The organism is Ensifer sp. KUDG1, from assembly GCF_050434285.1.
Classification (GTDB): Bacteria; Pseudomonadota; Alphaproteobacteria; order Rhizobiales; family Rhizobiaceae; genus Ensifer.
The window spans coordinates 97,593-123,677 of record NZ_JBNDIG010000002.1 but is presented as its reverse complement, the minus strand read 5'-3'; the positions used below and the strand labels follow the sequence as shown (position 1 = coordinate 123,677).

Below are 26,085 nucleotides of genomic sequence, written 5' to 3'. Positions count from 1 at the left end.
GAAATCGCTGAGGTCTGTCGATTGCTTCCGGGAGTAGAGATGTTCGGGCAGGTGAAGACGCATCAGAGCCCGACCGGTGCCAGCTTGAGCTGGCGCCATGTGCCGGCGACAGCCGATGCCCGCGGCATTCTTCTCTTGAGCCATGGCCTAAGTGAACATTCCGGTCGTTATGCTCGCTTTGCCGAAGCGATGGCCGGCCACGGCTTCCACGTCTATGCCCACGACCATCGCGGCCACGGTGCAACGCGCGCGCCCGACGCGCCGCTCGGCATGTTCTCCAACCGCGACGGCCTCGACAAGGTGTTTGCCGATATCCGTGCCATTCGCGCGATCGCGACCGCCGCCCATCCGGGTCTGCCGGTCATCCTCTTTGGCCATTCCATGGGCGGGTTGATTGCGCTCAACGCCGCCGAGGCCGATCCCGGCCTCTATGATGCGCTCGCCGTCTGGAACTCCAATTTTCGCCCGGGCCTTGCCGGCCGCGGCGGGCAGGCGATCCTGAAGATCGAAAAGGCGCTCAAGGGATCTGACGTGCCGAGCCCGCTCCTGACCAAGCTCACCTTCGGCATGTGGGGCGGCGCGATCAAGGATCGCAAGACCGATCTCGACTGGCTGTCGCGCGACGATGCCGAGGTCGCGAAATATGCCGCCGACCCGCTGTGCGGCGCCGATGCCACCGTCTCGCTCTGGCTCGACCTCTTCCGGCTGTCCTTCGACGGCCCCCGGCCCGAGCGGCTGGCGCGGCTGAAGAAAGACCTGCCCATCCATCTCGTCGGCGGCGGCGCCGACCCGTCGACCGAGATGGGCAACGCCATCCGCTGGCTCGGCACGAAGATGAAGGCGGCGGGCCTCAGCGACGTCACCGTCACCGTCTATGACGGCATGCGCCACGAAACGCTGAACGAAATCGGCCGGGAAAAGGCGACGGCAGACTTTGCCGCCTGGTGTCTGCGCGCCGTCGCAGGGCGGCGCTGACCGGAAATATCATGGCTGACATGTCGCTTCCCAGGATCGCCGCCGACCACAACCGCATCTCCTTCGGGCTGACGCTGATGGTGATCTCGGTGTTGCTCTCGCCGCTGATCGACATCTTCGCCAAGCTCGCGATCGCCACCGTCCCGTCAGCCGAAATCACCGCCGTGCGCTTTCTGCTGCAGGTCGTCTTCATCCTGCCGATCGTGCTTGTCCGCGGCAGCCTGTTCGATCTCACCTGGAAGAAGACCGGGCTGCACGCGCTGCGCGGCGGGCTTCTGGTGGTGACCATGCTCTCCTTCATCACCACGCTGAAGGTCATGGAGGTCGCCGATGCGATCGCGATCTTCTTCGTCGAGCCGATCATCCTGACGATCCTCGGCAGCATATTCCTGAAGGAGACCATCGGCTGGCGGCGCTACACCGCCTGCGGCGTCGGCTTCTTCGGCGCGCTGCTCGTCATTCAGCCGAGCATGCAGGAAGTCGGCTGGATTGCCCTGCTGCCTGTCGTTGCCGCCTTCGGCCTTGCCGTGTTCCTGCTCGTTACCCGCATGGTGGCGCAGAACGAGGACCCCTGGTCGATGCAGTTTCACGCCGGCGTCTGGGGCGCGCTCTTCTGTCTCGTGCTGCTCTATTTCGGCGAAGGCACCGGCTCCGGCATTTTCGATCCGGTCTGGCCGGAAGGTTACACCTGGTATTACCTGCTCGGCGTCGGCGTCACCGCGACCATATCAGGTGTGCTCGGCGTCTATGCCTATCGCGCCGCCCCGGCTTCTGTGCTGGCGCCGCTGCAATATCTCGAAATCGTCTCTGCCACGATCTTCGGCTGGCTTGTCTTCGGAGACCTGCCCGACGCACTGAAGTGGCTCGGCATTGCCATCATCATCGGCTCCGGCCTCTACATCATCTGGCGCGAGCGCCGCGTGCACAAGGACACGAGCGTCGCTCCGGTGTCGCCAGCCATCTGACAACAGACCTATCTGACAACACAGCCATCTGAAAACAAAAGCCAATCTGAAAACAAAAGAAAGACCATCGGGAGGAATATCATGAAAACTGGAGGTCAGCTCATCGTCGACGCGCTCGTCGCCAACGGGGTGAAGCGCATCGCCTGCGTGCCGGGGGAAAGCTATCTCGCCGTGCTCGACGCGCTCTACGACACCGACATCGACGTGCTCGTCTGCCGCCAGGAAGGCGGGGCCGCGATGATGGCGGACGCCTGGGGGCGGCTGACCGGCGAGCCCGGCATCTGCATGGTGACCCGTGGCCCAGGTGCCACCAACGCGTCGGCCGGCCTCCATGTCGCCAAGCAGGATTCGATCCCGATGATCCTCTTCATCGGCCAGGTGCAGAGCGAAGCGCGCGAGCGCGAGGCCTTCCAGGAAATCGAATACCGCCGCGCCTTTACCGAGGTCGCCAAATGGGTGGGCGAGATCGACGATCCCGCCCGCATTCCGGAATTCGTCACCCGCGCCTTCGCCGTCGCCACGTCAGGCCGCCCCGGCCCTGTCGTGCTGACGCTGCCGGAGGACATGCTGACGCGCAGCGCAGAGGCGCCTGCCGCCAAGCCTTACCAGCCGGTCGAAGGTCATCCGGGCCCGGCACAGGTCAAGCGGCTCGGCGAAATGCTGAGCGCGGCCAAGCGTCCGATCGCCATTCTCGGCGGCACCCGCTGGACTTCGGAAAGCGTCGCCGAATTCCAGCGCTTCGCCGAGCGCTGGAAGCTACCGGTCGGCTGCTCCTTCCGCCGCCAGATGCTGTTTGATCACTTGCACCCGAACTATGCCGGCGACGTCGGCATCGGCATCAACCCCGCGCTGGCAAAGGAGGTCAAGGAAGCGGATCTCATCCTGCTTGTCGGCGGCCGTTTCTCGGAAATGCCGTCCTCCGGCTACACGCTGATGGACAGCCCCTACCCGCGCCAGACGATGGTGCATGTGCATCCCGACAGTTCCGAACTCGGCCGCGTCTACCGGCCGGAACTGGCGATCGCCGCCAGCCCGCGCGACTTCGTCGCCGCGCTTGAAGGCCTTGCACCGGCAAGCGAACCGACCTGGTCGGAGCGCACCGAGATCATGCACGCCGCCTATCTCAAGTGGTCGACCCCGCCGCAGACCGGCCCGGGCGCCGTGCAGATGGGTCCGATCATGAACTGGATCGAGGCGAATGTGCCGGAGGATACGATCTTCACCAACGGCGCCGGCAACTACGCCACCTGGGTGCACCGTTTCCACCGCTTCCGTCGTTATGCCACGCAGGCGGCCCCCGCCTCCGGCTCGATGGGTTACGGCCTGCCGGCGGCCGTTGCGGCCAAGCAGCTGCATCCGGATCGCGAAGTCATCTGCTTTGCCGGCGACGGCTGCTTCCTGATGCACGGCCAGGAATTCGCCACCGCCGTGCGCTACCGCCTGCCGATCATCACCGTCGTCGTCAACAACGGCATCTACGGCACGATCCGTATGCACCAGGAGCGTGATTATCCCGGCCGCGTCAGTGCCACCGACCTCACCAACCCTGACTTTGCAGCCCTTGCCCGCGCCTATGGCGGTCATGGCGAGACGGTCGAGAAGACGGAAGAGTTCGCCGACGCGTTCCTGAGGGCGCGCGCCAGCGGCAAGCCGGCGATCATCGAGATCAAGCTCGATCCCGAAGCGATCACCCCGACGCGCACGCTGACGGATATCCGCAACGGCTGAGCGGAAGGCTGCCTTTATGAAATGGTCGATCACGGCGCAGACGCGCCGTGGCTGGCTTCCTGTGCTCGTCACCGGAATCCAGCAGCGCCACGTCTGCGAATCCCACCAAAGGCTGAGAACCGTACTTCCGCCTACTCCAGCCACTCGGTCGAAAACGCACCGGCCTCGTGCAGGTCGGTCGTCTCCAGCCGTCCCGGCCCGAGGTTCTCGAACTTGTGCGGCACATTGGCCGGCGCCACGACGATCTGGCCGGCCTCGGCATCGATGATGCGGTCGCCGACGGTGAAGCGGGCGCGGCCGACGCGCACGATGAAGGTTTCGGGATAGGGATGGCGGTGCAGTTTCGGCCCGTAGCCGATCTCATCCGTTGAAACGAAGATCACCGAGAGGCCGGCGCCATAGGCGCCGCCCTCGAATTCGCCCTTCCAGGCGTCGGGCTCGTCTGCCCATTGCGCGCGCGTAACGAGATGCGCTTCGGCCATGCCGATCCTCCACTGTCAGATGGAACGATGTGGCCGAGCGCGAGAGTCTGGATTTTGCGTGGCTCAGCCGCGGATATGCTGGGTCTGCTGGTAGACGGCCGTCGAGCGCGCACCCGAGCGGCAATAGCCGAGCATCGGCCGCTGGAACTCGTCGAGCGCGTCGACCATGCTTTTCACGGCATCGGCGGTCACGCCCATCGGGCCGACCGGAATGTGCTTGGTTTCGATGCCCAGTTCTTCGGCGCGCGCGGCAATGGAATCAAAGGTCGGCTGGTCCGGCGCCTCGAAGTCCGGGCGGTGGCAGACGATGGACTTGAAGCCGAGCGCCTTGACCTGGTCGAGATCCTCGACCGTGATCTGGCCGGTGACCGAGTATTCGTCGTTGATCTGGCGGATGTCCATGGTCGTCTTCCTTGAGGCAATTTTCTCGGCCTCTGATGTAGGCGCAGCCTCCGCTCCCGTCAATCAAAAGCCGCAGGCGTCGAGACGTCCGATCAGACAACCGAGAAGGCGACGGAATAGCTCCGCGCCTCCCCCGGCGAAAGCGGAACCAACTCGCCGGCCGCAGCCAGCTCCGGCCGCTTGGCGATCCGGTGCGACACCGGTTCGATGCTGATCACATCCGCCGTGCCGCGCTGGCAGCGCCACATCTGCAGGAACGGCAGCGTCTCGGCCCCGAACCGCACCTTCAGGTTTCGCCCGGCGAGACCGTCAAGGCCTGCAAGCGTGACCTCCGACCAGCCATCGGAACCGATGGCCGCCGGCAGGCAGAAATGCGCGCTCTCGCCCGTGCCGAAGCGCCAGACGCTCTTACCGCCCGCAAGCGACGCGCTGACGATACGAGTCTCGTCCCCGAGCAGCCGGCCGCCGATATTGAGGTGGTACATCATCATTGGCGGAAAGGCGATGACGCCTGAATTGACGACGCGATCCTCGAGCACCACTTCATGCCGCGCGGCATCGATCCGCCAGCGCCGCTCGACGCGAGCCTGCCCGCCACCCGCAAGCGCCACATCGATCGTCGCCGTACACTCGGCCCCGTCGCCCGCCATCTCCGTATGGCTGACCGCAGTCCCGGCCAGTGAGCCGTGCAGCGGATAGCGTACGCCCTCCGCGCCACCTTCGATCGCCTCGGGATGGCGGATATGGTCCGGCCCGCAGGTAAAGAGAAAGCCGGCGAGCGCCCGGTCGATCCTCGGGTCGCCATCGGACGGGATCGCAGCACCCGGCGACAGGTCGACGCCGTCGACGACGAAGGCGGCGATGTCGAGCGCCGAAAGCCGGTCGAACAGCACATGATTCTCTCCGGCGTCCCTTGGTTCCTCAAGCGTCCTCAGCATGCTGCTGCTCCTCAAAAAGGTCGAGAATCACTGCAATCACAAAGAGATGATACCCGAGGATAGACACAATTCATCGGTTGAAGCCCGATGCCGGTCCGCCTAGATAGAATTTAACCGCTTGTTCATGATGAATTCATTTTTTTCACATTAACGTCGAAATCCAAATGTACCGCGCCAGATCTACACCAATGAAAACAGGTTTACCCGTGACGTCAGCGACCCGCACAGGCCTTTCGCTTCTCGCCGCAGTCGGCTTTTTTGCCGTGGATCTGACGGCCGCCTTCGCACAGGACTATCGCGGCTACAATCGCTATGGCGAAGACGTCATGCTGGTCACGCCCGATGGCGAGATCCTCGACTATGTGCCCCGGTCCGACGAAGTGCAGACGATGCGCGACAGCCGCGGCCGCACGCTTCTGATCGACAACTGGGGCAATGTGGTCGCAACCGTGGTGCCCAATAATCGTGGACGTCAACGCGACTACGGCGGCAACCGCCAGGGTGACTATGGCGGCTACCGCCGCCAGGGTGACGTGGATATCTATTCCAACCGGCGCTACCGGGAAACCGAGCGCGGCTACGGTTACTCCGAACCCGGCGAGGTCACCACCGGTTCGATCCCCGACTATCGCGACGTCGTGCCGCCGTCGACCGACGGCAACGAGCTGCCGAACAGCCTGCCGGGCCTGATCGACGGCACGCAGGAAGCCTCGATTGATCCAAACGTCAGCAGCCCGGCCGGCCCCTCGATGCCGCCGGCGATCTCGGTCAAGTCGAAGTCGCGCGCCGAGATCACGGCGCTGCAGGTCTTCCTCGATCGTGAAGGTTTTTCACCCGGCGTGATCGACGGCAAGATGGGCTCGAACGTCACCAAGGCGATCGAGGCCTGGCAGCAGTCGACAGGCGAAACGCTCGACCCCAACAACACCGACGACATTCTCGAGCGGCTGCGCATGAGCGGCGGCATGCCGATCACCAGCTACACGATCACGGCCGCCGATGCCGCTGGCCCCTATGTCGCGTCGATCCCCGAGGATTACGCCCACAAGGCGCAGCTTCCGCACATGTCCTTCACCTCGACGACCGAAATGCTCGGCGAGAAATTCCACATGGACGAAGCGTATCTACGCGAACTGAACCCGGGCGTCGACTTCACCATTCCCGGCACGATCATCAAGGTGATCAACCCCGGCGCCAACAAGACCGGCAAGGTCGCCCGCATCCTCGCCGACAAGGGCCGCAAGCAGGTGCTGGCCTATGACGACGCCGGCAAGCTGATCGCCGCCTATCCGGCGACCATCGGCTCCTCCGACACGCCGTCTCCGTCAGGCACGGTCAATGTCGAGCGCATCGCGCTCAATCCGGGCTATACCTACAATCCGAAGATCAACTTCAAGCAGGGCAACAACGACAAGGTCCTGACCCTGCAGCCCGGCCCGAACGGCCCCGTCGGCACGGTCTGGATCGCGCTTTCGAAGCCCACCTACGGCATTCACGGCACGCCGGAACCCTCAAAGATCGGCAAGACCCAGAGCCATGGATGCGTGCGCCTGACCAACTGGGACGCGACCGAACTTGCCAAGATGGTGAGCACCGGCGTCACGGTCGAGTTCGTCGACTGACGAACCGGCCGCCGCCCTCAGGCGGAGCGTTGTTTTTTTGGCATTTTTTGCGCGTTTCCCCCAATTGGGTGAGTGACTTCGCGTCTGCAGCATAGATGATGGGATTGCCTGGTTGACCATCCACGACAAGGCACTCTTGTTAAATGTCTTTGTGCCGACCCGTCGGCTAAATCGTTTCAGACCTATCCATTTACGAAGACCGCAGCTGCCGACGACCCAGCTGCGGTTCTTTTTCAAGCGCCGGCTGCAACGCCCCGCTCCCGCCCTCGCCGTCCATCATGACTTCATGAAACATTGTCATGAGAATTTTTCCGGCAATCGGCTATCACCGGATATCTCTATGACAATGGCCGACCTACGGCCGCACTTGAAGGATGGCCTGAATGGCGACGGAGCGCACCCTGCCCAACCTCTGGCATGCGACGGCACCGGCCGCCCCTGAGACCAGGCCTCTCGGCCAGGACCTGACGACCGATGTGGCGATCATCGGCGGCGGCTTCACCGGCCTTTCCGCAGCACTGCACCTGGCCGAAAAAGGCGTGAAGGCAACGGTCATCGAAGCCAAGATGATCGGCTTCGGCGGCTCCGGCCGCAATGTCGGCCTCGTCAATGCCGGCATGTGGGTGAAGCCCGACGACCTGATCTCGACGCTCGGCCCCGAGGCCGGCAACCGGCTGCTGACCGAGCTCGGCGACGGGCCCTCCATGGTCTATGCGCTCGTCGAAAAACACGGGATCGTCTGCGAAGCGGTGCGCAACGGCACCCTGCACATGGCCGTCGGCAGCGAAGGCGTCACCGAGATCAAGGACCGTGAAGCGCAGTGGCAGAAGCGCGGCGCGCCGGTCGAGGCGCTCTCGGCCGAACGCGCGCACGCGCTCACCGGCGCTGAAGGTTTTTCCGGCGCCCTGCTCGATCGCCGCGCCGGCACCATCCAGCCGCTCGCCTATGCCCGCGGACTTGCCCGTGCGGCGCTTGCCGCCGGCGCCGAGATCTATACCGACACGCCATTGACGGGCGCCGAGCGTCAGGGCGACAGCTGGGTGCTGAAGGCCGGCAACAACGTGGTGCGCGCCAGGCAGGTGATCCTCGCCACCAATGCCTATGGCGGCCTCTTCGCCGAAAGCCCCTGGCAGGCGCATACGCAGGAACTGACGATCCTGCCCTATTTCCAGTTCGCCACCAATCCGCTGCCGGACGCCATCGCCAAGCGCATCCTGCCGGAACGTCAGGGCACCTGGGACACCGGCCTCGTCATGACCTCCTTCCGCATGGACCAGCAGAACCGGCTGATCTTCGGTTCGATCGGCCGCCTCGACGCGATGGCCGAAGGTACGCATCGCGCCTTTGCCGCCCGCTCCGTGCGCAAGCTCTTCCCGTTCCTCGGCGATTTCCGCTTCGAGTACTGGTGGGACGGCCGCATTGGCATGACCACAAACAACCTGCCGGCCATGCACACGCTCGCCGAGAACGTCGTCTCCGTCAGCGGCTACAACGGCCGCGGCATCGCACCGGGCACCGTCTTCGGCCGCGCACTCGCCAGCCACGTCACCGGCGAAACCTCGGCGATCCCGCTTGCCGAAACGCCCGTGACCCCGGATACCTGGCGCGGCGTGAAGTCCGCCTTCTACCACGCAGGCGCCCAGGCCAAGCATTTCTTCGACCGGCGGTTTTAAGGCGGGCACGGAACAGCCGTTCCGGCCCATGCTGACGTATCTTGAACATTGAAACCCTGAGGTGTAGCGTCCGTCTCGGGTGCCCATCCGAACCTGCTGCCGGGTTGAAGGGACGCGGAACTTTTGTCGACGACCATGTTCATCAACGTCGAAGCGTAATCGGCAGACTTCGACCACGAACATCGGATCGTCTCATGCTGAACCCGCAGCTCAGGTTCTCGCCGTCCAACATCGCCGCCCTGAAGAAGTCCCTTCGAGATCGTTACCCTCACATCAAGTCGTCGCACCTGGACGAGGCAATCGCCGCTTCGTTCGGCTTCAAATCCTACGCGGCATTGCGCCCGGCACTGCTCCAGGTCGGCAATCACGCCCGGCTGATCGTCATTAGCGATCATATGCTGCTTCTGCTTCGGCTGGAGGAGCTGGGATATCAGGACATCGAGGCGGAAACGCTGCGCCGCCACATGTGGGACATCAAGTTCCCCGATCGCTGGTACGATCAGCACCTTGAAAAGGCCGTGACGAAGCGAAGGCTGCCGACAGCGGCCAATTCGCAGTAGCGCCAGCGGCCGCTGGTGGCGCATGGCAGTGCGCTTCGATGTCGAAGCACAAAAACCGCTTGCGACTTGAGATCAGTCAGCTTAGCCTCCACGTATCGCACATCGCAAGCAGACCCGTTAGAACGCGCCATTCAAGACAAGGAACTGGCCATGGCTAAGCTCGTGTTCGGAATGAACCAGTCGCTGGACGGCTACGTCGACCACATGGAGTTTGCGCCAAGCCCCACGCTCTTCCGCCATTTCATCAAGGAGGCCGAAGAGCAGGCTGGCAGCCTGTACGGTCGGCGGATCTACGAGATCATGCGCTACTGGGACGACGAGCATGCCGAATGGGGTGCGGACGAACAGGCCTTCGCGGCGGCGTGGCGGAAGCAGCCGAAATATGTGGTTTCGCGCACTCTGACCGCAGTCGGCCCCAACGCCCGGCTCATCGATGGTGATCTTGCCAGCGCAGTGCGCAAGCTGAAGGCCGAACACGACGGCGAGATCGAAGTGGCAGGCCCCGTCCTCGCGCACTGCCTCACCGAGCTTGGCCTGATCGACGAGTACCGGATCTACCTGCACCCGGTCGTGCTCGGCCGCGGCAACCCCTATTTCGCCGGCCCCCGGCCGCCGCTCCGCCTGATCTCCCATGACCGGATCGGCGAGGATGTCGTGAGGCTCACCTACGTTCCCGCATAGTCTGGCGGCGCACTCGTAGCGAATTGATACATGACAGACGCAAAGGCAAGTGGCCGAGGCGTGGCCCGCCAGATGCATGAGCACTCTCTCGCCCACGCTCGCGCAAGAGGCTTCCGGGCCATGCAGTTCAACGTCGTCGTAAGCAGCAATGAACGCGCCGTGCGGCTGTGGCAGTCGCTCGGATTTGAGATCGTCGGCCGGGTTCCGAAGGCATTCCTTCACCCTTCGCTCGGCTACGTCGATGCCTTCGTGATATTTCGCAAGCTCTAGGCGAAGACACGCGGTCAATCCGCAAAGCTTGCAATGCCTTTCGGCAGGCCCACCAGTCCCGCAACGAAAAACGCCCCGGATCATCCCTGAACCGAGGCGTCGTCTCTCAAACGGACGGTGCGATTACGCCGCTGCGCGGTAACCCGAAGCGGCGCTGACCTGCACCTGGCCGGACGTGCGGAAGGCGCGCAGGCGGGTGGCGATGTGTTCGGCTTCGCCCGTCAGCGCCTGGCTGGCGGCATTGGCCTGCTCGACCATCGCGGCATTCTGCTGGGTGATCTGGTCCATCTGGGTGATGGCGGTGTTGACCTCCTGCAGGCCGGTTGCCTGTTCGGCGGTGCTGGCGCGGATGGCGCCGAAGACGGAGCTGACTTCCACCACCTGGGCGACGATCTGCTGCAGCGACTGCGCCACCTGATTGACGGAGTTGACGCCGTCGTCCACCTGGCCGCGCGACTTGGCGATCAGGCCCTGGATATCCTTGGCGGCCTCGGCGCAGCGCTGCGCCAGTGCACGCACTTCCGAGGCGACGACGGCAAAGCCCCTGCCCGCCTCGCCGGCGCGTGCAGCCTCGATGCCGGCGTTGAGCGCCAGAAGGTTGGTCTGGAAGGCGATCTCGTCGATGACGTCGACGATCCGGGCGATGCTGGCGGAAGACGTCTGGATCTCCTGCATCACCTCGATCGCGTGGCTGACGATCTCGCCGCTCTGTTCGGCATTGGCGCGTGCGGCAATCACGGTCGAATTCGCCTGGTTGGCGCCTTCGGCCGTCTGCTTGACGGTGCGCGTCACCTGCTCGACGGCCGCTGCCGTCTCTTCGAGGTTGGCCGCCTGCCGCTCCGTGCGCTTGGCAAGATCGTCGGCCGCCGCCGCGATTTCCTTGGCGCTGGTATGGATCTGGCTGGCGCCGGCCTCGATGCCGCCGATGGCGCGCGCTAACTCGCCGATCGCGTGGTTGAAGTTTTCGCCAAGCTCCTGATAGGCAACCGGCAGGTCGGCGCCGATGCGCGCCGTCAGGTCGCCATCGGCGATCTTCTTCAGCGCGGCGCCGAAGGTCTTGCTGATCAGCGCGCGTTCGGCGGCCAGCACTTCTTCCTGCACCGCCCGTTGCTTGGTGACGTCGGAGGCGTCCATGTAGACCGAGATCGACAGATCCATGTCGAGGAAGACGCCCTTGATCAGGCTCGACAGCATCGCGCCCATGTCCTCGGCCGAGGTCCCCTTGCGCGAGAACAGGCCGGCCTTCGGCCAATGCGCCTTGACGATTTCGGTGATCAGATGCTCGGCGACCAACGCATAGCCGCCGATGTACCAGCGCGGCTCGAGCCCGATGCGGGCGTGCACCAGGCCGATGGTGCAAACCTTGGCGCTGTAGTCCTCGTTGAAATTGGCATCGACGATATTGGCCCAGTGGCCGACCTGGGCGCCCTTGGCGCGGTCGATGTGAGCGTCGGAGGAGAAGAAGCGCTTGGTCTCGGGCGTCGTCTTGACCTTGACGTAGAACTTGTCGAGCGCGGGCTTCAGTTCCTTTTCCAGGATCGGCTTCAGCGCCTTCAGGCTCGTCTTGGCGGCGTCATCGAGCGCCATGAAATTCAGACGACCGGCAACGTCTTGCGTGCCGGCAGCGGCGTGTTCCGTTTTCATGCGCGAACTTCCCTGCATGCTCATTTCTGGATCATGGAGACAGGATCAAGGGCGCTGAAGCGTCTGAGATCATGGCCGCAATCATGGCGGCTGGTTGCCCCGTAGCGGTGATCGCAGGGGAAAGCTGTATCCTGTGCCACTGATAGAAGCGCAGGGTAAAGGAAGCCTTACGCGAAACAGCTATTTCGCGAGGCCTGAAATACAACTCAACCGGAACTGACGAATATCAATTCCGGTTGATACGCAATAAACGGCGGGACGCCAGGGGATCAGGCGGCGTTGCGCGAGGCCCAGGACGGCATGCGCGCAGCCCAGGAGCGGCGCGTCTTGACCGGCATCAGCGCCTGCACTTCCTTGGCAAGGGCTGCGGCGTTTTCGCGCGCCTTGTCGAGATTGCTGACGCGGTTCGCATCCATGGTCTGCAGCGTGCCGCCACAGTCGAAGATCTCGCGATAGGCGGCGCGCTCGACGATCGGCGTGTCGAGCACCGAGACGCCGCGCTCGGAAAGCATCGCCTTGATTGTCTGCAGCGCACGCGTGGTGACCAGCGAATTGACGCGGGTAAGCACGACCGAATGGTTGATCCTGAGGCCCGAGCGGTCCTGGATCTGGCGGATCAGTTCAAGGATCTGCGCCGCACCCTTGGCGTCCATGGCACAGCCCTGCACCGGGATCAGCACCTGGTCGGAGATGGCAAGCGCAAGCGCTACGATCTGGTCCTTGGCGCCCGCGAGATCGATGACGATGTAATCCGCCTCGTCCTTCGCCTCGCGGATATGACATTCGAGCGAGCCGGGCGTGATGTGCGAGATGACGGTGAGATTGGCGATATGCCCGGAAGCCTCCGACCAGCTGGTGATCCAGCGCTGCGGATCCGCATCGAGGACGACCACCCGGTGCCCCTGCCGCGCCAGTTCCGTCGACAGGATCAGCGCCGCGGTCGTCTTGCCCGCGCCACCCTTTGCATTGGCGAAAGTGATGACCGCCATGATATTCCCCATTCTCTGCATGTTTCGCGCGAACCACGGAGCGCAGGGCTGGTGGTTCGCTTCTTAACGAAACCTTACAGAAGATGGTTAACGAAACGGTAACGCCGGCACGTCAAACCTGACAGTCGACCTTAAAGCTGCGTTGCGGCGGCACTGCTATGATGATGAAAACGCTGGAGTTCTGCCGTCAGACCGGAAAAACCGCCGGTTCGCCTAAGTGCTGTGATCGATAGCACATCGACGAGAACGGCCCATGCCGTACTTCCTCGCCTGCCGGGCTGAGCAGCATCAGCACGTCATTGGCAAACGCCTGGGCGTTGGCCTGCGCCTTGGCAAGATTGCTGACCTTCGCGGGATCGAGCGAGGAGAGCGTATCACCCTGTTCGAACAGTTCGCGGAAGGCGGTGCGCTCGACGAGCGGGGTATCGACGAGCCGGATGCGGTTCTCCGAAAGCAGCAGCTTGACCCGGCGCATCGCCCGCGTCGTGACGATCGGGTTGACGCGGGTCAGGAACACGGCATGGTTGATGTTGGCGCGCGCGTTGTTTTCGATGTAGCGGATCAGGTCCAGCACCTGGATGGCGCCGCGCGCATCCATGACGCAACCCTGTACCGGGATCAGCGTCAGGTCCGAAAGCCCGATCGCCAGCGCCACCAGCACGTCGGCCGCCCCGGAGAGATCGATGATCACGTGCTCGACCTGCCCGCGCAACCGCCGGAGATGATCGCTGAGCGTGGTGGTCGCGACACCGGAGAGAACGAAGAGATTGCCATCGTTGCGGCCGTGACGGAACCAGTCGGTCATGCAGGCGAGCGGATCGCAATCAAGAACCGCAACGCGATCGCCGCGCCGTGCCAATTCGCAGGCAAGCAGCAAGGCTGCCGTTGTCTTGCCGGCTCCCCCCTTCGCATTCGCGAGGGATACAATCGCCATCGGTCGACCCTAACTCAACGCAGGCCCGGATTTTCGCGGGGCCAATACATACGCACACCCTAATGCAAGCGTTCCAGACCGCGGTAAACAAAGCGTAAAGAAAACGCTCCGCGAGCTCGAAACGTGACAGTTCGATGACGATTAGGTGACAGATCGCCCGCAATGGCAAGTGGTATTTTGGGTTAACTAAACCGGGCGTCCGACGCCTTCGCCAGGCGGCAAAGGCGTCGGAAATCGTTCAGATGCACTCGCGGAAGAGCTTCTTCGCCGCGTCGAGCGTAAGCTCGACCGGGTTGCCGCCAGCCGTCGGATCGACGATCGCCATTTCCGACATCTCGTCGATCCGGTCGGTGCCGACGCCGAGGGCTGCGAGCTTGTCCGGAACGCCGAGTTCCTCGCGCAGCTTCAGCACGTAGTCGTAGAAGCCGTCGAAGCCGCCGGAAATGCCGAGATAGGCGGCAGCGCGCACTATTCTGTCTTCGATCGCCGGGCGGTTGAAGCGCAACACCGGCGGCATCACGACAGCATTGGTCATGCCGTGGTGGGTGTTGTAGATCGCTCCAACAGGATGCGACAGCGAGTGAATGGCGCCAAGGCCCTTCTGGAACGCGACGGCGCCCATGGCCGCCGCACTCATCATGTTGGCGCGGGCCTCGATGTCGGCGCCGTCCTTGTAGGCGCGCGGCAGGTATTCCTTGACGAGCCGCATGCCCTCGAGCGCGATGCCGGCCGACATCGGGTGGTAGAAGGGCGAGGAATAGGCTTCCAGGCAATGGGCAAAGGCATCCATGCCGGTGCCGGCGGTGATCACCTTGGGCATGCCGACCGTCAGTTCCGGATCGCAGATCGTGACTGCCGGCAGGAACTTCGGATGGAAGATCACCTTCTTCACGTGGCTTGCCGAATTGGTGATGACGCTGGCGCGGCCGACTTCCGAGCCGGTGCCGGCGGTCGTCGGCACCGCGATAATCGGCGCAATGCCTTCGACGCTCGCGCGCGTCCACCAGTCGCCGATGTCCTCGAAGTCCCAGACCGGGCGGCTCTGCCCGGCCATGAAGGCGACGCACTTGCCGAGATCGAGGCCCGAGCCGCCGCCGAAGGCGACGACGCCATCATGGCCGCCGTCCTTGAAGGCCTTCACGCCGGCTGCAAGGTTGACGTCGTTCGGGTTCGGATCGACATCCGCAAAGATCGCCCGGCCGAGGCCGGCAGACTCGAGAATGTCGAGTGCGTTCTGCGTGATCGCCATCGGCGCGAGGCCCCGGTCGGTGATCAGCAGCGGCTTTTTCATGCCCACCGCCTTGCAATGGTCGGCAAGCTCCTTGATCCGGCCGGCCCCGAACTTGATGGACGTCGGATAGCTCCAGTTGGCGGTGATGGTCATGCGGTGACTTTCTTCAGATGGTAGGATTTCGGACGGGTAAGGTTCTGGAAGCCGATGACCGAGAGCGAGCCGCCGCGGCCGGTCTCCTTGACGCCGGTCCAGCAAAGCGCCGGGTCGAGATAGTCGGCACGGTTCATGAACACCGTACCGGTCTCGATATCCGCGCCGATGCGAGCGGCGCGCTCGGCATCCTTGGTCCAGAGCGATGCGGTGAGCCCGTATTGGCTGTCGTTCATCAGTTCGATCGCCTGGCTGTCGCTCTTCACCTTCATGATGCCGACCGCCGGACCAAAAGTCTCTTCGCGCATGAAGGCCATGGAATGGTCGACATTGACGAGGACCTGCGGCGCGAGATAGGCGCCGCCGTCATCGGCAGGGAAAAGCTTCGGATCGATCAGAGCCTTGGCGCCCTTTGAAACGGCGTCGGCGATCTGCTCGCGCACGGTCGCGGCGAAACGCTTGTTGGCCATCGGCCCGAGCGTCGTTTCCGGATCGAGCGGGTTGCCGAGCTTGTAGTTGGAAACCCAGGCGACCGACTTCTCGACGAAGGCGTCATAAAGCGATTCATGCACATAGATGCGCTCGATGCCGCAGCAGCACTGGCCGGAATTGTAGGTGGCGCCGTCCATCAGCGTGTCGACGGCCGCGTCGAGATCCGCATCTTCCATGACGTAGCCCGGATCCTTGCCGCCGAGCTCGAGGCCAAGCCCGGTGAAGGTGCCGGCGGCCGCGCGCTCGATCGAGCGTCCGCCCTCGACCGAACCGGTGAAGTTGACGAAGTCGAAGCTTTTGGCCGCGATCAGCGCCGCCGTCGTTTGATGGTCGAGGAAGATGTTCTGGAAGACGTCGGCGGGAACGCCGGCTTCGACAAAGGCGCGCACCATGCGCTCGCCGACGAGGATCGTCTGGCTCGCGTGCTTGATGATCACCGTGTTGCCGGCCATCAGCGCCGGAGCGACCGTGTTGATCGCGGTCATGTAGGGGTAGTTCCAGGGTGCCACGACGAAGACAACGCCATGCGGCTCGCGGGCGATGCGGCGCTCGAAGCGGTCGCTCTCTTCGATCACCAAAGGCTTCAGCGCATCGGCTGCGATCGTCGCGACATAGTTCGAGCGCTCGTTGAAGCCCTTGAACTCGCCGCCATAGCGCACCGGCCGGCCCATCTGCCAGGCAAGCTCCGGCACCACCTCGTCGACCATCTCGTTGAGGCGGGCGACACCGGCCAACACCAGATTGACGCGCTCGTCGAGCGGACGGCGCGCCCAGGCCTTCTGCGCCTGGCGGGCGCGGGACACCACCTGCTTTGCCATGTCCAGCGGCATCGCCGGGCGTTCCGCGTAGACTTCGCCGTTCACCGGCGAAATGCACTTGATCATGCTCATGATCGTCTTCCTGTTTGTTCCATTCGAATTGCTGAGGCAGCCCCTCATCCGGCCTGCCGGCCACCTTCTCCCCGCAAGCGGGGCGAAGGAAATATGCCGCACTGTTTCTCCCAGCCAAGCCCTATTCGCAGGCCAAGTCCCCTCTCCCCGCATGCGGGGAGAGGGTTAGTCCTCGGGTTAAACCCGAGGAGGGAGGCAAGCGCGGTGCCCTGCTTACGCTCTTTCAAAACCGCGCGCGACCTCCCAGTCGGTGACGCGGCGGTCGTATTCTTCCTGCTCCCAGCGCCCCGCCCGCGCATAGTGCTCGATGACCTCGTCGCCAAAGGCGGCGCGCAGCATCTTCGATTCCGTCAGCGCCGCCGTCGCGTCACGCAGCGTGCGCGGGATCTCGCGCACATCCTTGCCGCCATAGGCGTCGCCGACGAAAGGCGCTTCCAACTCCATCTTGTTCTCGATACCGGAAATGCCGGCCGCGATCAAAGCGGCAAAGGCGAGATAGGGATTGAGATCGGAGCCGCCGACGCGGCATTCGATGCGGATCGCCTTGGTGTCCTCGCCGCAGAGGCGATAGCCGGCCGTGCGGTTGTCCTTGCTCCAGACCGCCTTGGTCGGCGCAAACGTGCCGGCCATGAAACGCTTGTAGGAGTTGATGTAAGGCGCAAGGAAATATGTGATCTCGCTCGCATGGGTGAGAAGGCCTGCCACATAGTGGCGCATCATCTCCGACATGCCGTATTTGCCGCTCTCGTCGTAGAACTTCGACGACTTGCCGTCGGCGCTCCAGAGCGACTGGTGAATATGCGAGGAGGAACCGGCAGCCTGATAGTTCCACTTGGCAAGGAAAGTGATCGCCTTGCCGCGCGACCAGGCGATTTCCTTGCAGCCGTTCTTGATGATCGCATGCCGGTCGGCCATCGTCAGCGCGTCGGCGTAACGAACGTTGATTTCTTCCTGGCCGGCCGATGCTTCGCCCTTGGAATTCTCGACCGGGATATCGGCGCCCTGCAGGCCGTTGCGGATCGCCCGCATCACGTCCTCTTCCTTGGTCGTCTGGAAGATGTGGTAGTCCTCGTTGTAGCCGCTGACGAGCTGCAGGTCGCGATAGCCGGACTGGCGGGCGTCGTCATAGGACTGGTCGAACAGGAAGAACTCGAGTTCGCTCGCCATATAGGCTTTCAGGCCCATCTTCTCGAGCCGCGCCACCTGCTTCTTCAGGATCGCGCGCGGCGAATGCGGCACTTCCTCATGGGTATGGTGGTCGAGCATGTCGCAGAGCACCAGCGCCGTGCCTTCGAGCCAGGGGATGCGGCGAAGCGTCGAAAGGTCCGGCTTCATCGTATAGTCGCCATAGCCCTTTTCCCAGCTTGTCGCCTTGTAGCCGGGAACGGTCTCCATCTCCATGTCGGTCGCAAGCAGGTAGTTGCAGCTATGCGTTTCCTTCCAGGCGCCATCGACGAAGAACTGCGCATGGAAGCGCTTGCCCATCAGCCGGCCCTGCATGTCGACCTGGCAGGCGAGCACCGTATCGATGCGCCCGGCGGCGACGTCTTCCTTCAACTCGTCAAACGTATAGCTCATCAACTTCCATCCCATGTTTGGTCACGCGGCCGTTCCCTTGGTGACGATATTTTTGGGCCGCGTGAACGTGATCCGTTCAACCAACCGGAAAGGTTCCGGCAAAAGAAAAGGCGGAAGTCGCGGTCGCGCTCCCGCCTTGTTGTTGTCGCTTAGACCTGGCCGACAGCCTTTTCGGCAGCGGCGATCTCGGCCTGGCGGCGTGCCACTTCGTCGCCGATCGGCGGGCCACGGAAGCGGCGGCTTTCAAGGCCGAACCAGATCAGCGCCGTCAGCACCAGGAAGCCCACGGTGATGTAGAGCGCCCAGTCGTTCGGCGGCTGAACGCCGAGGATGAAGATCAGCACCATGGCGATGATCGACAGGACGGCGAAGAGCTTGAACATGCTTTCGCCGAGGTTCCACGGGCCCATCTTGTCCCACTTCGAGGTTCCCCAGGCGAAGAGGCCGAGCGTGATCGGGATCGCGAAGGAGAAGAACAGGAAGATGACGGTGCACGAGACGACGATCGTGTAGACCGGGGTTTCGCCAATCGAGACGAGCGAGGAGCCCCAGACGAACAGGACTGCGAGGATCGAACCGACCCAGATCGCGGCAACCGGCGTGCGGTAGGTCGGGCTCACCTTGGCGAGCGCCTTGGAGGCCGGCAGGCCGCCGTCACGCGAAAACGCAAAGATCATGCGCGACACCGAGGTCACTGTTGCCAGGCCGCACAGCCACTGGCTGACGAGGATTGCGAGGTAGAGGATGTCCTTGATGATCGGGTGGACCTGCGCTTCCATCGCCCAGAAGAAGACGTTCCAGCCCTGCTTGGCGGCGTCGTCCATGTTCGGGATCATGAGTACGAACGAGCACAGCATGATGTAGCCGAAGAGCGCCGACCAGAGCACCGAGGAAACCATGCCGCGCGGCACCGAATGGGCGGCCTTGACGGTTTCTTCGGACGTATGCGCCGAGGCGTCGTAGCCGGTGATCGTGTAGATCGGCAGCAGCAGGCCGAGCAGGAACACCCAGGTGCCCGAGGTTTCCGGCCAGACATTGCCGCCCGCTTCACCGGAATAGTTGGAGAAGGTGAAGAGACGGGCGATATCGTAGCTGTCGGCTGCGGCCAGGCAGACGACCGCAAGCAGGATCGCGGTTGCAAAGATCAGGTAGCCCGAGAAGTCCGTGAGCTTGGCTGTCAGCCCGATGCCCATATGGTTCACCAGTGCCTGCCCGCCGGTGATGATGGCAAGGAAGACGATGCGCGTCAGCGTCGTATCCGCAAGCCCGAAGTACGGCGTGCCGAAGGTGCCCATGAAGAAGTAGTAGGTGCCGACGTTGATCGCGCCGAGAACGGTGACGAGGCCGAGCAGGTTGAACCAGGCGGTCAGCCAGCCGGTAAACCGGTTTCCGAGGATCGAGCCCCAGTGATAGAGGCCGCCAGCCGTCGGGTAGGCCGAGCTGATCTGTGCCATGGCAACGGCAAAAACGAAGGAAATGAAGCAGCCGAGCGGCCAGCCGATGCCGATCGCGGCGCCCCCCGCGCCTGCGGTCGCCTGGGCGAGCGAGTTGATGCCGCCCGAAAGAATGCAGATGATCGAGAACGACACCGCGAAGTTCGAGAACTGGCTCATGCGCCGCTCGAGCTCCTGGGCGTAGCCCATCGAGTGCAAGACACTCATGTCCTGCTTTTGGTCTGAATCACTGTAGTCTTGCATTTTTCTTCCCCTGATTTCTTCAGACCACACCGCCCCATTGCGGCAGGGTCCCATCAACCACCTGCCCCGGCTGGCCGGAACAGGACCGCGGCAACGCCGCTCCCCAGGGTCTTTTATTGTGCCGAAAGTGCCGCCGAGCCCTTGCGCAGCAGCCCTTCCAGGTAATCGGCCATGACCCTTTGGCCGATGTCATTGCGAATGAGATCGTTGCGGATCTCGATCATCACATTCGGCAGTCCGTTGTGGACGCCGTATTCGATCAGGCTATGGGTAACGCCGTCGGCCGGGCCATAGGGCTCGTTGCGACGGATATCGTAGGCGACCTGCCCTTTCGTGGCGGTCGCAAGCATGTGGTCGGCGAGCCGGCTGTCGGCATCGTGCAGCACGCCCACTTCGACGGCGCGCTGCTTGCCGAAATAGACGGGCGTAAAACTGTGCATGGTCACGAGAACAGGCGGGCGTCCCGCGGCCTTGCGATCGGACACAAACCGCGCGACCGCATCGTGGAACGGCCGGTAGATCTCATCGACGCGCGCCTGGCGTTCGTCGGCCGACATCGTCCGGTTTCCCGGTATCTCGTAGACCTCGCTGACGGCAGGCATCGCCGCGTCCGCTTCCGGCGGGCGGTTGCAGTCATAGGCAAGGCGGGAGAAGCGTTGGTAGATCAGCGAGCCGTCGAGCTTTGCCGCAAGCAGCTTGGCGACCGCAAGCGCGCCGGGGTCCCAGGCGATATGGCTTTCGAGCGCCTGTTCGCTGAGACCGAGCGTGCCCAGCCGTTCTGGAACGAGGCGCGAGGCATGCTCGCAGACGAGCACGATATCGCCCTTGCCTGCGGCGTTTTCGATCGCAACCGGATCGCCATCTGCTTCGGTCAAAAGTCGCGTCAACACCGGCATCCCCTCTTGCCCCGTTAGACGTTCGTTAATGAAAAGAATTCTTCAGAGGATGACGCATGTCAATCAAAATCTGAAACGATCTCTTCAAAATTGCGATTGACTCCAATTGTGACAGCGATGTTTAATCTGTCACAAACCGGCTTAAGATCGGTTCAGGGGAGACAATTTGAGCAGCAAGGCGACGTCCACCACCGTGTCGGATGTGATCAACGCCCACTTCACCGTGCTGACCCGCGCGGAGAAGCAATTGGCGGAGACGCTTCTCGACAATTATCCCGTTTCGGGACTCGGTTCGATCACCACGGTTGCCGAGAACGCCGGCGTTTCGACCCCGACGGTCGCCCGCATGGTGCAGAAGCTTGGCTTCCGCGGTTTCCCGGATTTCCAGGCGCGGCTGCATCAGGAATTGGAAGCGACGATTTCCAATCCGATCGCCAAGCACGACCGCTGGGCCGCCAACGCGCCCGGCACCCACACGCTCAACCGCTTTGCCGACGCGATCACCAGCAATCTTCGCGAAACGCTGACCCAGATCGAGCCGCAGGAATTCGATGCGGCAGCGGCCCTCATCGCCGACCGCAAGCGCAGCATCTACCTGCTTGGCGGCCGCATCACCCGCTCGCTCGCCGACTATCTCTTCACCCACCTTCAGGTCATCCGCCCGGGTGTCATCGAGATCGCCTCCAATGCCAGCGCCTGGCCGCATTACGTGCTCGACATGCGCCAGGGCGACGTGCTGATTCTCTTCGACATTCGCCGCTACGAGCAGGAAATGGTGACGCTCGCCAAATCCGCCCGCGAGCGCGGCGTCGAGATCATCCTTTTTACCGATCGCTGGAGTTCGCCGGTCGCCAAGTCCGCCTCCAGGGTGTTCCGCTCGCAGATCGAGGTGCCATCCGCCTGGGACAGCTCCGTCGTCATCCTGTTCTTGATCGAGGCTTTGATCGAGGCCGTACAGAGTTCGAACTGGGACGAGACCCGGGATCGGATGAAAACTCTCGAGGGTCTGTTCGATTCCACCCGCATCTTTCGCAAACCGGTCTAGGAGAATTCGCCGACACGTTCACAGGATTTCATGCAGTTATGCGACAGTGGCCCGCCGAAGCCAAAAAAGAAATGTTCTTACAACGACATACGCGGCGCGAACGGATAAACCCCTGTCACATTACTTTCATCGCATCTCTTTAACAGCTTCGCCGAAATCGACTGAAACCCCACGAATTTGACTAAACCCATAAGGAGAACACCAGTGATTTCAAAAACCCAACGCCTGCTTTCGCTCTCCACCGCCATTTTCCTGGCAACGACCGCAATCGCCGCTGCCGAGCCGAGCGCCGAGCTCATCGAAGCCGCCAAGAAGGAAGGCATGCTGACGACGATCGCCCTGCCCCACGACTGGTGCGGCTACGGCGACGTCATCGCCTCCTTCAAGGCCAAGTATCCGGAAATCCAGGTCAACGAACTGAACCCGGACGCTGGCTCGGCCGACGAAGTCGAAGCCGTCAAGGCCAACAAGGACAACAAGGGCCCGCAGGCGCCTGACGTTGTCGACGTCGGTCTCGCCTTCGGTCCGCAGATGAAGGCCGAAGGCCTGCTGCAGCCCTACAAGGTCTCCACCTGGGACGAGATCCCGGACAGCGTCAAGGACGCCGAAGGCTACTGGTACGGCGACTATTACGGCGTCATGTCCTTCCTCGTGAACAAGGACCTCGTCCAGAACGCACCGAAAGACTGGACCGATCTGCTGAAGCCGGAATATGCCGGTCAGGTTGCTCTTGCCGGTGACCCGCGCGCCTCGAACCAGGCGATCCTCGGCGTTCTCGCCGCTGGCCTCGCCAAGGGCGCAAAGTCCGGCAAGGAAGCCGGTGAAGCCGGTCTCGGCTACTTCGCCGAACTCAACAAGAACGGCAACTTCGTTCCTGTCATCGGCAAGTCCGGCACGCTCGCCCAGGGCTCGACCCCGATCGTCGTCGCCTGGGACTACAACGCTCTCGGCTGGGCAAAGACGCTCAACGGCAACCCGCCGACCGAAGTCGTCGTTCCGGCCAGCGGCGTTCTCGCCGGCGTCTACGTTCAGGGCATCTCGGCCTACGCGCCGCACCCTAACGCTGCCAAGCTGTGGATGGAGCACCTCTATTCCGACGAAGGTCAGCTCGGCTGGCTCAAGGGCTTCTGCCACCCGACCCGCTTCAACGCCATGGTCAAGGCCGGCAAGGTTCCGCAGGAACTGATCGACGCCCTGCCGCCGGCAGCGGCTTACGAAAAGGCCTACTTCCCGACGCTCGAAGAAGTCGACGCCAACAAGGCTGCCGTCACCGGCGGCTGGGATTCCGTCGTCGGCGCGAACGTCCAGTAAGTCTTTCCACAGACATGTCGCCCCGACCGGTTTTCCGGTCGGGGCGCATACGTTATTTGTAAGAAATTCAAGTTCTTGGAGCGGGATAAGGATACGTTTTGGCGGTTTTGCGCCAGCCTCCCGCCTCACTTGCAAGCATCTATAACGCCCGCGTCGATAACGCGGCTTCAGGGGCGCGAACGGAATGTCATCTGCTAAACCCGACGCTAGCCCGCCGGCGCGTCGCCTACCGCTTCACTGGCTGGGCATCCTGCCCTTTGCTGCCTTCGTGACGCTGTTCCTGCTTCTGCCAACGATGAAGATCGTGGTCGGCGCGTTTCAGACGCCCGATGGCGGCTTCACGCTCGCCAACATTCGCGGCCTGTTCACGCCGTCGATCCTCGGCGCCTACTGGATCTCCATCAAGATCAGCATCGCCTCCGCCCTCCTCGGCTGCCTGATCGGCTTTGCCATGGCGTCAGCCATCGTCTTCGGCGGCTTGCCGAAGGGGATCCGCGGGCCGCTTTTGACCTTTTCCGGCGTCGCCTCCAATTTCGCCGGCGTGCCGCTCGCCTTCGCCTTTCTCGCGACGCTCGGCCCGGTCGGCATCGTCACCGTCTTCCTGCGCTCGAACTTCGGTCTCGACCTCAGGATGCTTGGCTTCAACCTGCTCTCCTTCTGGGGGCTGACGGTCACCTATCTGTTCTTCCAGATCCCGCTGATGATCCTGATCATCACGCCGGCGCTCGACGGCCTGAAGCGCGAATGGCGCGAGGCCGCAGAAATCCTCGGCGCGACCGGCCTGCAATATTGGCGCATGGTCGCCTTCCCGATCCTGCTGCCGTCGCTGCTCGGCACGCTGGCGCTGCTGTTTGCCAATGCCTTCGGCGCCGTTGCGACCGCGATCGCGCTCACCGGCTCGTCGCTGTCGATCGTGCCGATCCTGCTTTTCGCCCAGATCCGCGGCGACGTGCTCGGCAATCCTCATCTCGGCTACGCCCTTGCCTTCGGCATGATCGTCGTCACAGGCATCGCCAACGCGATCTATATCTGGCTGCGCAGCCGCAGCGAAAGGTGGCTGAAATGAAGAAGATCTGGGCGTGGGGAGCCCTCGTTTTCGGCCTCCTCTATTTCATCTTGCCGCTCATCGGCATGACCAATTTCTCGCTCAAGATGCGTCGCGGCGAGTATTCCTTCGACGCCTACGCCAAGGTCTTCGCCGATCCGCGTTTCCAGGAGACCTTCACCTATTCGGTGATGCAGGCGCTCTTTACCATCCTCTTCGGCGTGCTGCTCGTGGTGCCGACGGCCTATTGGGTGCGGCTGAAGCTGCCGCGCCTGCGTCCCATCATCGAGTTCATCACGCTTTTGCCTCTGGTCATCCCGGCGATCGTCATCGTCTTCGGCTACATCCGGCTCTACAACACCTCGAGCTGGCTGCCGCTGACGGGCTCGCTCACCGGCACCAACATCCTCCTGATGTTCGGCTATGCGACGCTTGCGCTGCCCTACATGTACCGCGCGGTCGACACCGGTCTTCGCACCATCGACGTCGCCACCTTGACCGAGGCGGCACAGAGCCTTGGCGCCGGCTGGGTGGCTATCCTTGCCAAGATCATCCTGCCGAACGTGCTCGTCGCCGTGCTTTCGGGCGCCTTCCTGACCTTCGCCATCGTCATCGGCGAGTTCACCATGGCCGCCCTGCTCAACCGCCCGGCTTTCGGCCCGTACATGCAGCTTCTGGGTGCCAACCGCGCCTATGAGCCGGCCGCACTCGCCGTCATCGCATTCGGCATCACCTGGGGCTGCCTCGGCCTCATCCAGCTCGTTTCGCGCTTCCAGAAAAGCGCGCCTCCAAAGGCCTGAGGACCGACCCATGAGTTTCCTGTCACTCACCAGCATCAAAAAGTCCTTCGGCCCGGTTCAGGTCGTGCATGATTTCAACATGAACATCGAAAAGGGCGAGTTCGTCTCGTTCCTCGGGCCATCGGGCTGCGGCAAGACGACGGTGCTGCGCATGATCGCCGGCTTCGAGACGCCGACCAGCGGCCAGATCGTCATCAACGGCCGCGACCAGAATTCGCTGAAGCCCAACCAGCGCAACATCGGCATGGTGTTCCAGGCCTATGCGCTGTTTCCCAACATGAACGTGCATGACAACGTCGCCTTCGGTCTGAAGATCGCAGGCACTGACAAGTCGGAGATCGACGCGAGGGTGAAGCAGATGCTCGGGCTGATCAAGCTCGAGCACCTGGCGGACCGCTTCCCCTACCAGCTCTCCGGCGGCCAGCAGCAGCGCGTTGCGCTTGCCCGCGCCATTGCGGTCAAGCCGCAGGTGCTGCTGCTCGACGAGCCGCTTTCGGCACTCGACGCCAAGATCCGCGTGTCGCTGCGCGAGGAAATCCGGCAGATCCAGCAGCAGCTCGGCATCACCACCGTCTTCGTCACCCACGACCAGGAAGAGGCGCTATCGATCTCCGATCGCATCGTGGTCATGAATGCCGGCCGCGCCGACCAGATCGGCACCCCCTTCGAGATCTACAACACACCGGCGACCCGCTTCGTCGCGTCCTTCGTCGGCACGCTCAGCATCATCGAAGGCAAGGTTGCGGACCCGGCCGCGGGCTCGGTCACCATCGGCAACCAGCAGGTGGCGCTGAAGGATCCGATCGCCGGCATGAAGGGCGGCGACAGCATCTCGCTGGCGCTGCGTCCTGAAGCGGGCTCGATCGCCGAGGGCGCCACGGGCGACACGTCGCTTGCCGGCGAGGTCGTCTCGACGAGCTTCCTCGGCTCGGTCATCCGCACGCGCCTTCGCGTCGGCGGCGACGTCATCTCCTTCGACATGTTCAACAATCCGGGTGTGGCCCCGCCGGTTTCCGGCGACAACGTCACGCTGCGCTTTGCCGCCAAGGACTTGTTGGTCATTCGCGAATAGAAAGCCCAAGCA

Annotated in this window: 23 protein-coding genes and 1 pseudogene; 13 read left to right on the top strand and 11 right to left on the bottom strand. The window is 63.1% G+C overall.

All coding sequences use genetic code 11. The features are described from left to right. Nucleotides 1-39: 39 nt before the first annotated feature. The 3 genes from M2267_RS06025 (at nt 40) to M2267_RS06015 (ending at nt 3,668) form a co-directional block, all read left to right on the top strand. Nucleotides 40-975 (top strand): alpha/beta fold hydrolase, encoded by a 936-nt coding sequence (locus M2267_RS06025; RefSeq protein WP_429113215.1) that lies wholly within the window; start codon nt 40-42, stop codon nt 973-975. A 20-nt stretch (nt 976-995) separates the two neighbouring features. Next, nucleotides 996-1,940 (top strand): DMT family transporter, encoded by a 945-nt coding sequence (locus M2267_RS06020; protein WP_371742517.1) that lies wholly within the window; start codon nt 996-998, stop codon nt 1,938-1,940. Between the two features lie 81 nt (nt 1,941-2,021). Further along, complete coding sequence (locus tag M2267_RS06015) at nt 2,022-3,668, top strand: thiamine pyrophosphate-binding protein (protein ID WP_429113214.1); 1,647 nt, start codon at nt 2,022-2,024, stop codon at nt 3,666-3,668. 131 nt (nt 3,669-3,799) lie between these two features. On the opposite strand, the gene M2267_RS06010 is transcribed toward M2267_RS06015, so the two are convergent. The 3 genes from M2267_RS06010 to M2267_RS06000 all read right to left on the bottom strand — a co-directional run bounded on the left by M2267_RS06010 (nt 3,800) and on the right by M2267_RS06000 (nt 5,490). After that, nucleotides 3,800-4,150, bottom strand: a complete 351-nt coding sequence (locus tag M2267_RS06010; protein WP_043615823.1) for a cupin domain-containing protein — start codon at nt 4,148-4,150, stop codon at nt 3,800-3,802. Between the two features lie 63 nt (nt 4,151-4,213). Continuing rightward, nucleotides 4,214-4,552 carry a TIGR01244 family sulfur transferase gene (locus M2267_RS06005; protein WP_043615821.1) on the bottom strand — a complete coding sequence of 113 codons (339 nt, stop codon included), beginning with the start codon at nt 4,550-4,552 and terminating at the stop codon, nt 4,214-4,216. Nucleotides 4,553-4,644: 92 nt separating this feature from the next. Beyond that, complete coding sequence (locus M2267_RS06000; RefSeq protein ID WP_429113211.1) at nt 4,645-5,490, bottom strand: DUF4432 family protein; 846 nt, start codon at nt 5,488-5,490, stop codon at nt 4,645-4,647. 164 nt (nt 5,491-5,654) lie between these two features. Here M2267_RS06000 and M2267_RS05995 point away from each other — a divergent pair, with 164 nt between their 5' ends. From M2267_RS05995 to M2267_RS05975, 5 genes and pseudogenes are all read left to right on the top strand, one after another. After that, nucleotides 5,655-7,112, top strand: coding sequence for a L,D-transpeptidase family protein (locus tag M2267_RS05995; protein ID WP_429113210.1), 1,458 nt, complete (start codon nt 5,655-5,657; stop codon nt 7,110-7,112). Between the two features lie 383 nt (nt 7,113-7,495). After that, on the top strand, nt 7,496-8,785 hold the full coding sequence (locus M2267_RS05990) for an NAD(P)/FAD-dependent oxidoreductase (protein WP_429113208.1): 1,290 nt from the start codon (nt 7,496-7,498) through the stop codon (nt 8,783-8,785). Nucleotides 8,786-8,979: 194 nt separating this feature from the next. After that, nucleotides 8,980-9,345 (top strand): hypothetical protein, encoded by a 366-nt coding sequence (locus M2267_RS05985; protein WP_429113206.1) that lies wholly within the window; start codon nt 8,980-8,982, stop codon nt 9,343-9,345. 150 nt (nt 9,346-9,495) lie between these two features. Continuing rightward, a complete protein-coding gene (locus tag M2267_RS05980) occupies nt 9,496-10,026 on the top strand; it encodes a dihydrofolate reductase family protein (RefSeq protein WP_429113204.1) in 531 nt (176 codons plus the stop codon). Between the two features lie 27 nt (nt 10,027-10,053). Continuing rightward, nucleotides 10,054-10,296: pseudogene (locus M2267_RS05975) on the top strand (N-acetyltransferase family protein); the annotation flags it as partial. 123 nt (nt 10,297-10,419) lie between these two features. Here the strand turns inward: M2267_RS05975 and M2267_RS05970 are convergent. The 8 genes from M2267_RS05970 to M2267_RS05935 form a co-directional block, all read right to left on the bottom strand. Next, nucleotides 10,420-11,940: a methyl-accepting chemotaxis protein gene (locus M2267_RS05970; RefSeq protein ID WP_429113201.1), complete on the bottom strand. Its 1,521-nt coding sequence runs from the start codon at nt 11,938-11,940 to the stop codon at nt 10,420-10,422. A gap of 269 nt (nt 11,941-12,209) precedes the next feature. Further along, entirely contained in the window at nt 12,210-12,929 is a 720-nt protein-coding gene (locus M2267_RS05965; protein ID WP_043615969.1) for a ParA family protein, read from the bottom strand. Nucleotides 12,930-13,116: 187 nt separating this feature from the next. Then, nucleotides 13,117-13,863 carry an AAA family ATPase gene (locus M2267_RS05960; protein ID WP_429113199.1) on the bottom strand — a complete coding sequence of 249 codons (747 nt, stop codon included), beginning with the start codon at nt 13,861-13,863 and terminating at the stop codon, nt 13,117-13,119. A 238-nt stretch (nt 13,864-14,101) separates the two neighbouring features. Next, nucleotides 14,102-15,247, bottom strand: a complete 1,146-nt coding sequence (locus M2267_RS05955) for an iron-containing alcohol dehydrogenase (RefSeq protein WP_429113197.1) — start codon at nt 15,245-15,247, stop codon at nt 14,102-14,104. Next, nucleotides 15,244-16,629, bottom strand: a complete 1,386-nt coding sequence (locus tag M2267_RS05950) for an aldehyde dehydrogenase family protein (RefSeq protein ID WP_429113195.1) — start codon at nt 16,627-16,629, stop codon at nt 15,244-15,246. The genes M2267_RS05955 and M2267_RS05950 overlap by 4 nt, the downstream gene beginning before the upstream one ends. A gap of 213 nt (nt 16,630-16,842) precedes the next feature. Beyond that, entirely contained in the window at nt 16,843-18,207 is a 1,365-nt protein-coding gene (locus tag M2267_RS05945; protein ID WP_192446777.1) for a glutamine synthetase family protein, read from the bottom strand. A gap of 149 nt (nt 18,208-18,356) precedes the next feature. Beyond that, nucleotides 18,357-19,904: an amino acid permease gene (locus M2267_RS05940; RefSeq protein WP_429113194.1), complete on the bottom strand. Its 1,548-nt coding sequence runs from the start codon at nt 19,902-19,904 to the stop codon at nt 18,357-18,359. 113 nt (nt 19,905-20,017) lie between these two features. Then, nucleotides 20,018-20,791 carry an N-formylglutamate amidohydrolase gene (locus M2267_RS05935; protein WP_429113192.1) on the bottom strand — a complete coding sequence of 258 codons (774 nt, stop codon included), beginning with the start codon at nt 20,789-20,791 and terminating at the stop codon, nt 20,018-20,020. A gap of 175 nt (nt 20,792-20,966) precedes the next feature. On the opposite strand from M2267_RS05935, the gene M2267_RS05930 reads away from it, so the two are divergent. The 5 genes from M2267_RS05930 (at nt 20,967) to M2267_RS05910 (ending at nt 26,073) form a co-directional block, all read left to right on the top strand. Further along, the gene (locus M2267_RS05930; RefSeq protein WP_043615788.1) at nt 20,967-21,845 is read left to right on the top strand and encodes a MurR/RpiR family transcriptional regulator; all 879 of its coding nucleotides are present in this window, start codon (nt 20,967-20,969) and stop codon (nt 21,843-21,845) included. A gap of 204 nt (nt 21,846-22,049) precedes the next feature. After that, nucleotides 22,050-23,156 (top strand): ABC transporter substrate-binding protein, encoded by a 1,107-nt coding sequence (locus M2267_RS05925; RefSeq protein ID WP_429113191.1) that lies wholly within the window; start codon nt 22,050-22,052, stop codon nt 23,154-23,156. 184 nt (nt 23,157-23,340) lie between these two features. After that, nucleotides 23,341-24,222: an ABC transporter permease gene (locus M2267_RS05920; protein WP_043615783.1), complete on the top strand. Its 882-nt coding sequence runs from the start codon at nt 23,341-23,343 to the stop codon at nt 24,220-24,222. Then, nucleotides 24,219-25,001, top strand: a complete 783-nt coding sequence (locus tag M2267_RS05915) for an ABC transporter permease (protein ID WP_043615781.1) — start codon at nt 24,219-24,221, stop codon at nt 24,999-25,001. The genes M2267_RS05920 and M2267_RS05915 overlap by 4 nt, the downstream gene beginning before the upstream one ends. 10 nt (nt 25,002-25,011) lie before the next feature. After that, nucleotides 25,012-26,073, top strand: coding sequence for an ABC transporter ATP-binding protein (locus M2267_RS05910; protein ID WP_429113190.1), 1,062 nt, complete (start codon nt 25,012-25,014; stop codon nt 26,071-26,073). Nucleotides 26,074-26,085: the final 12 nt, after the last annotated feature.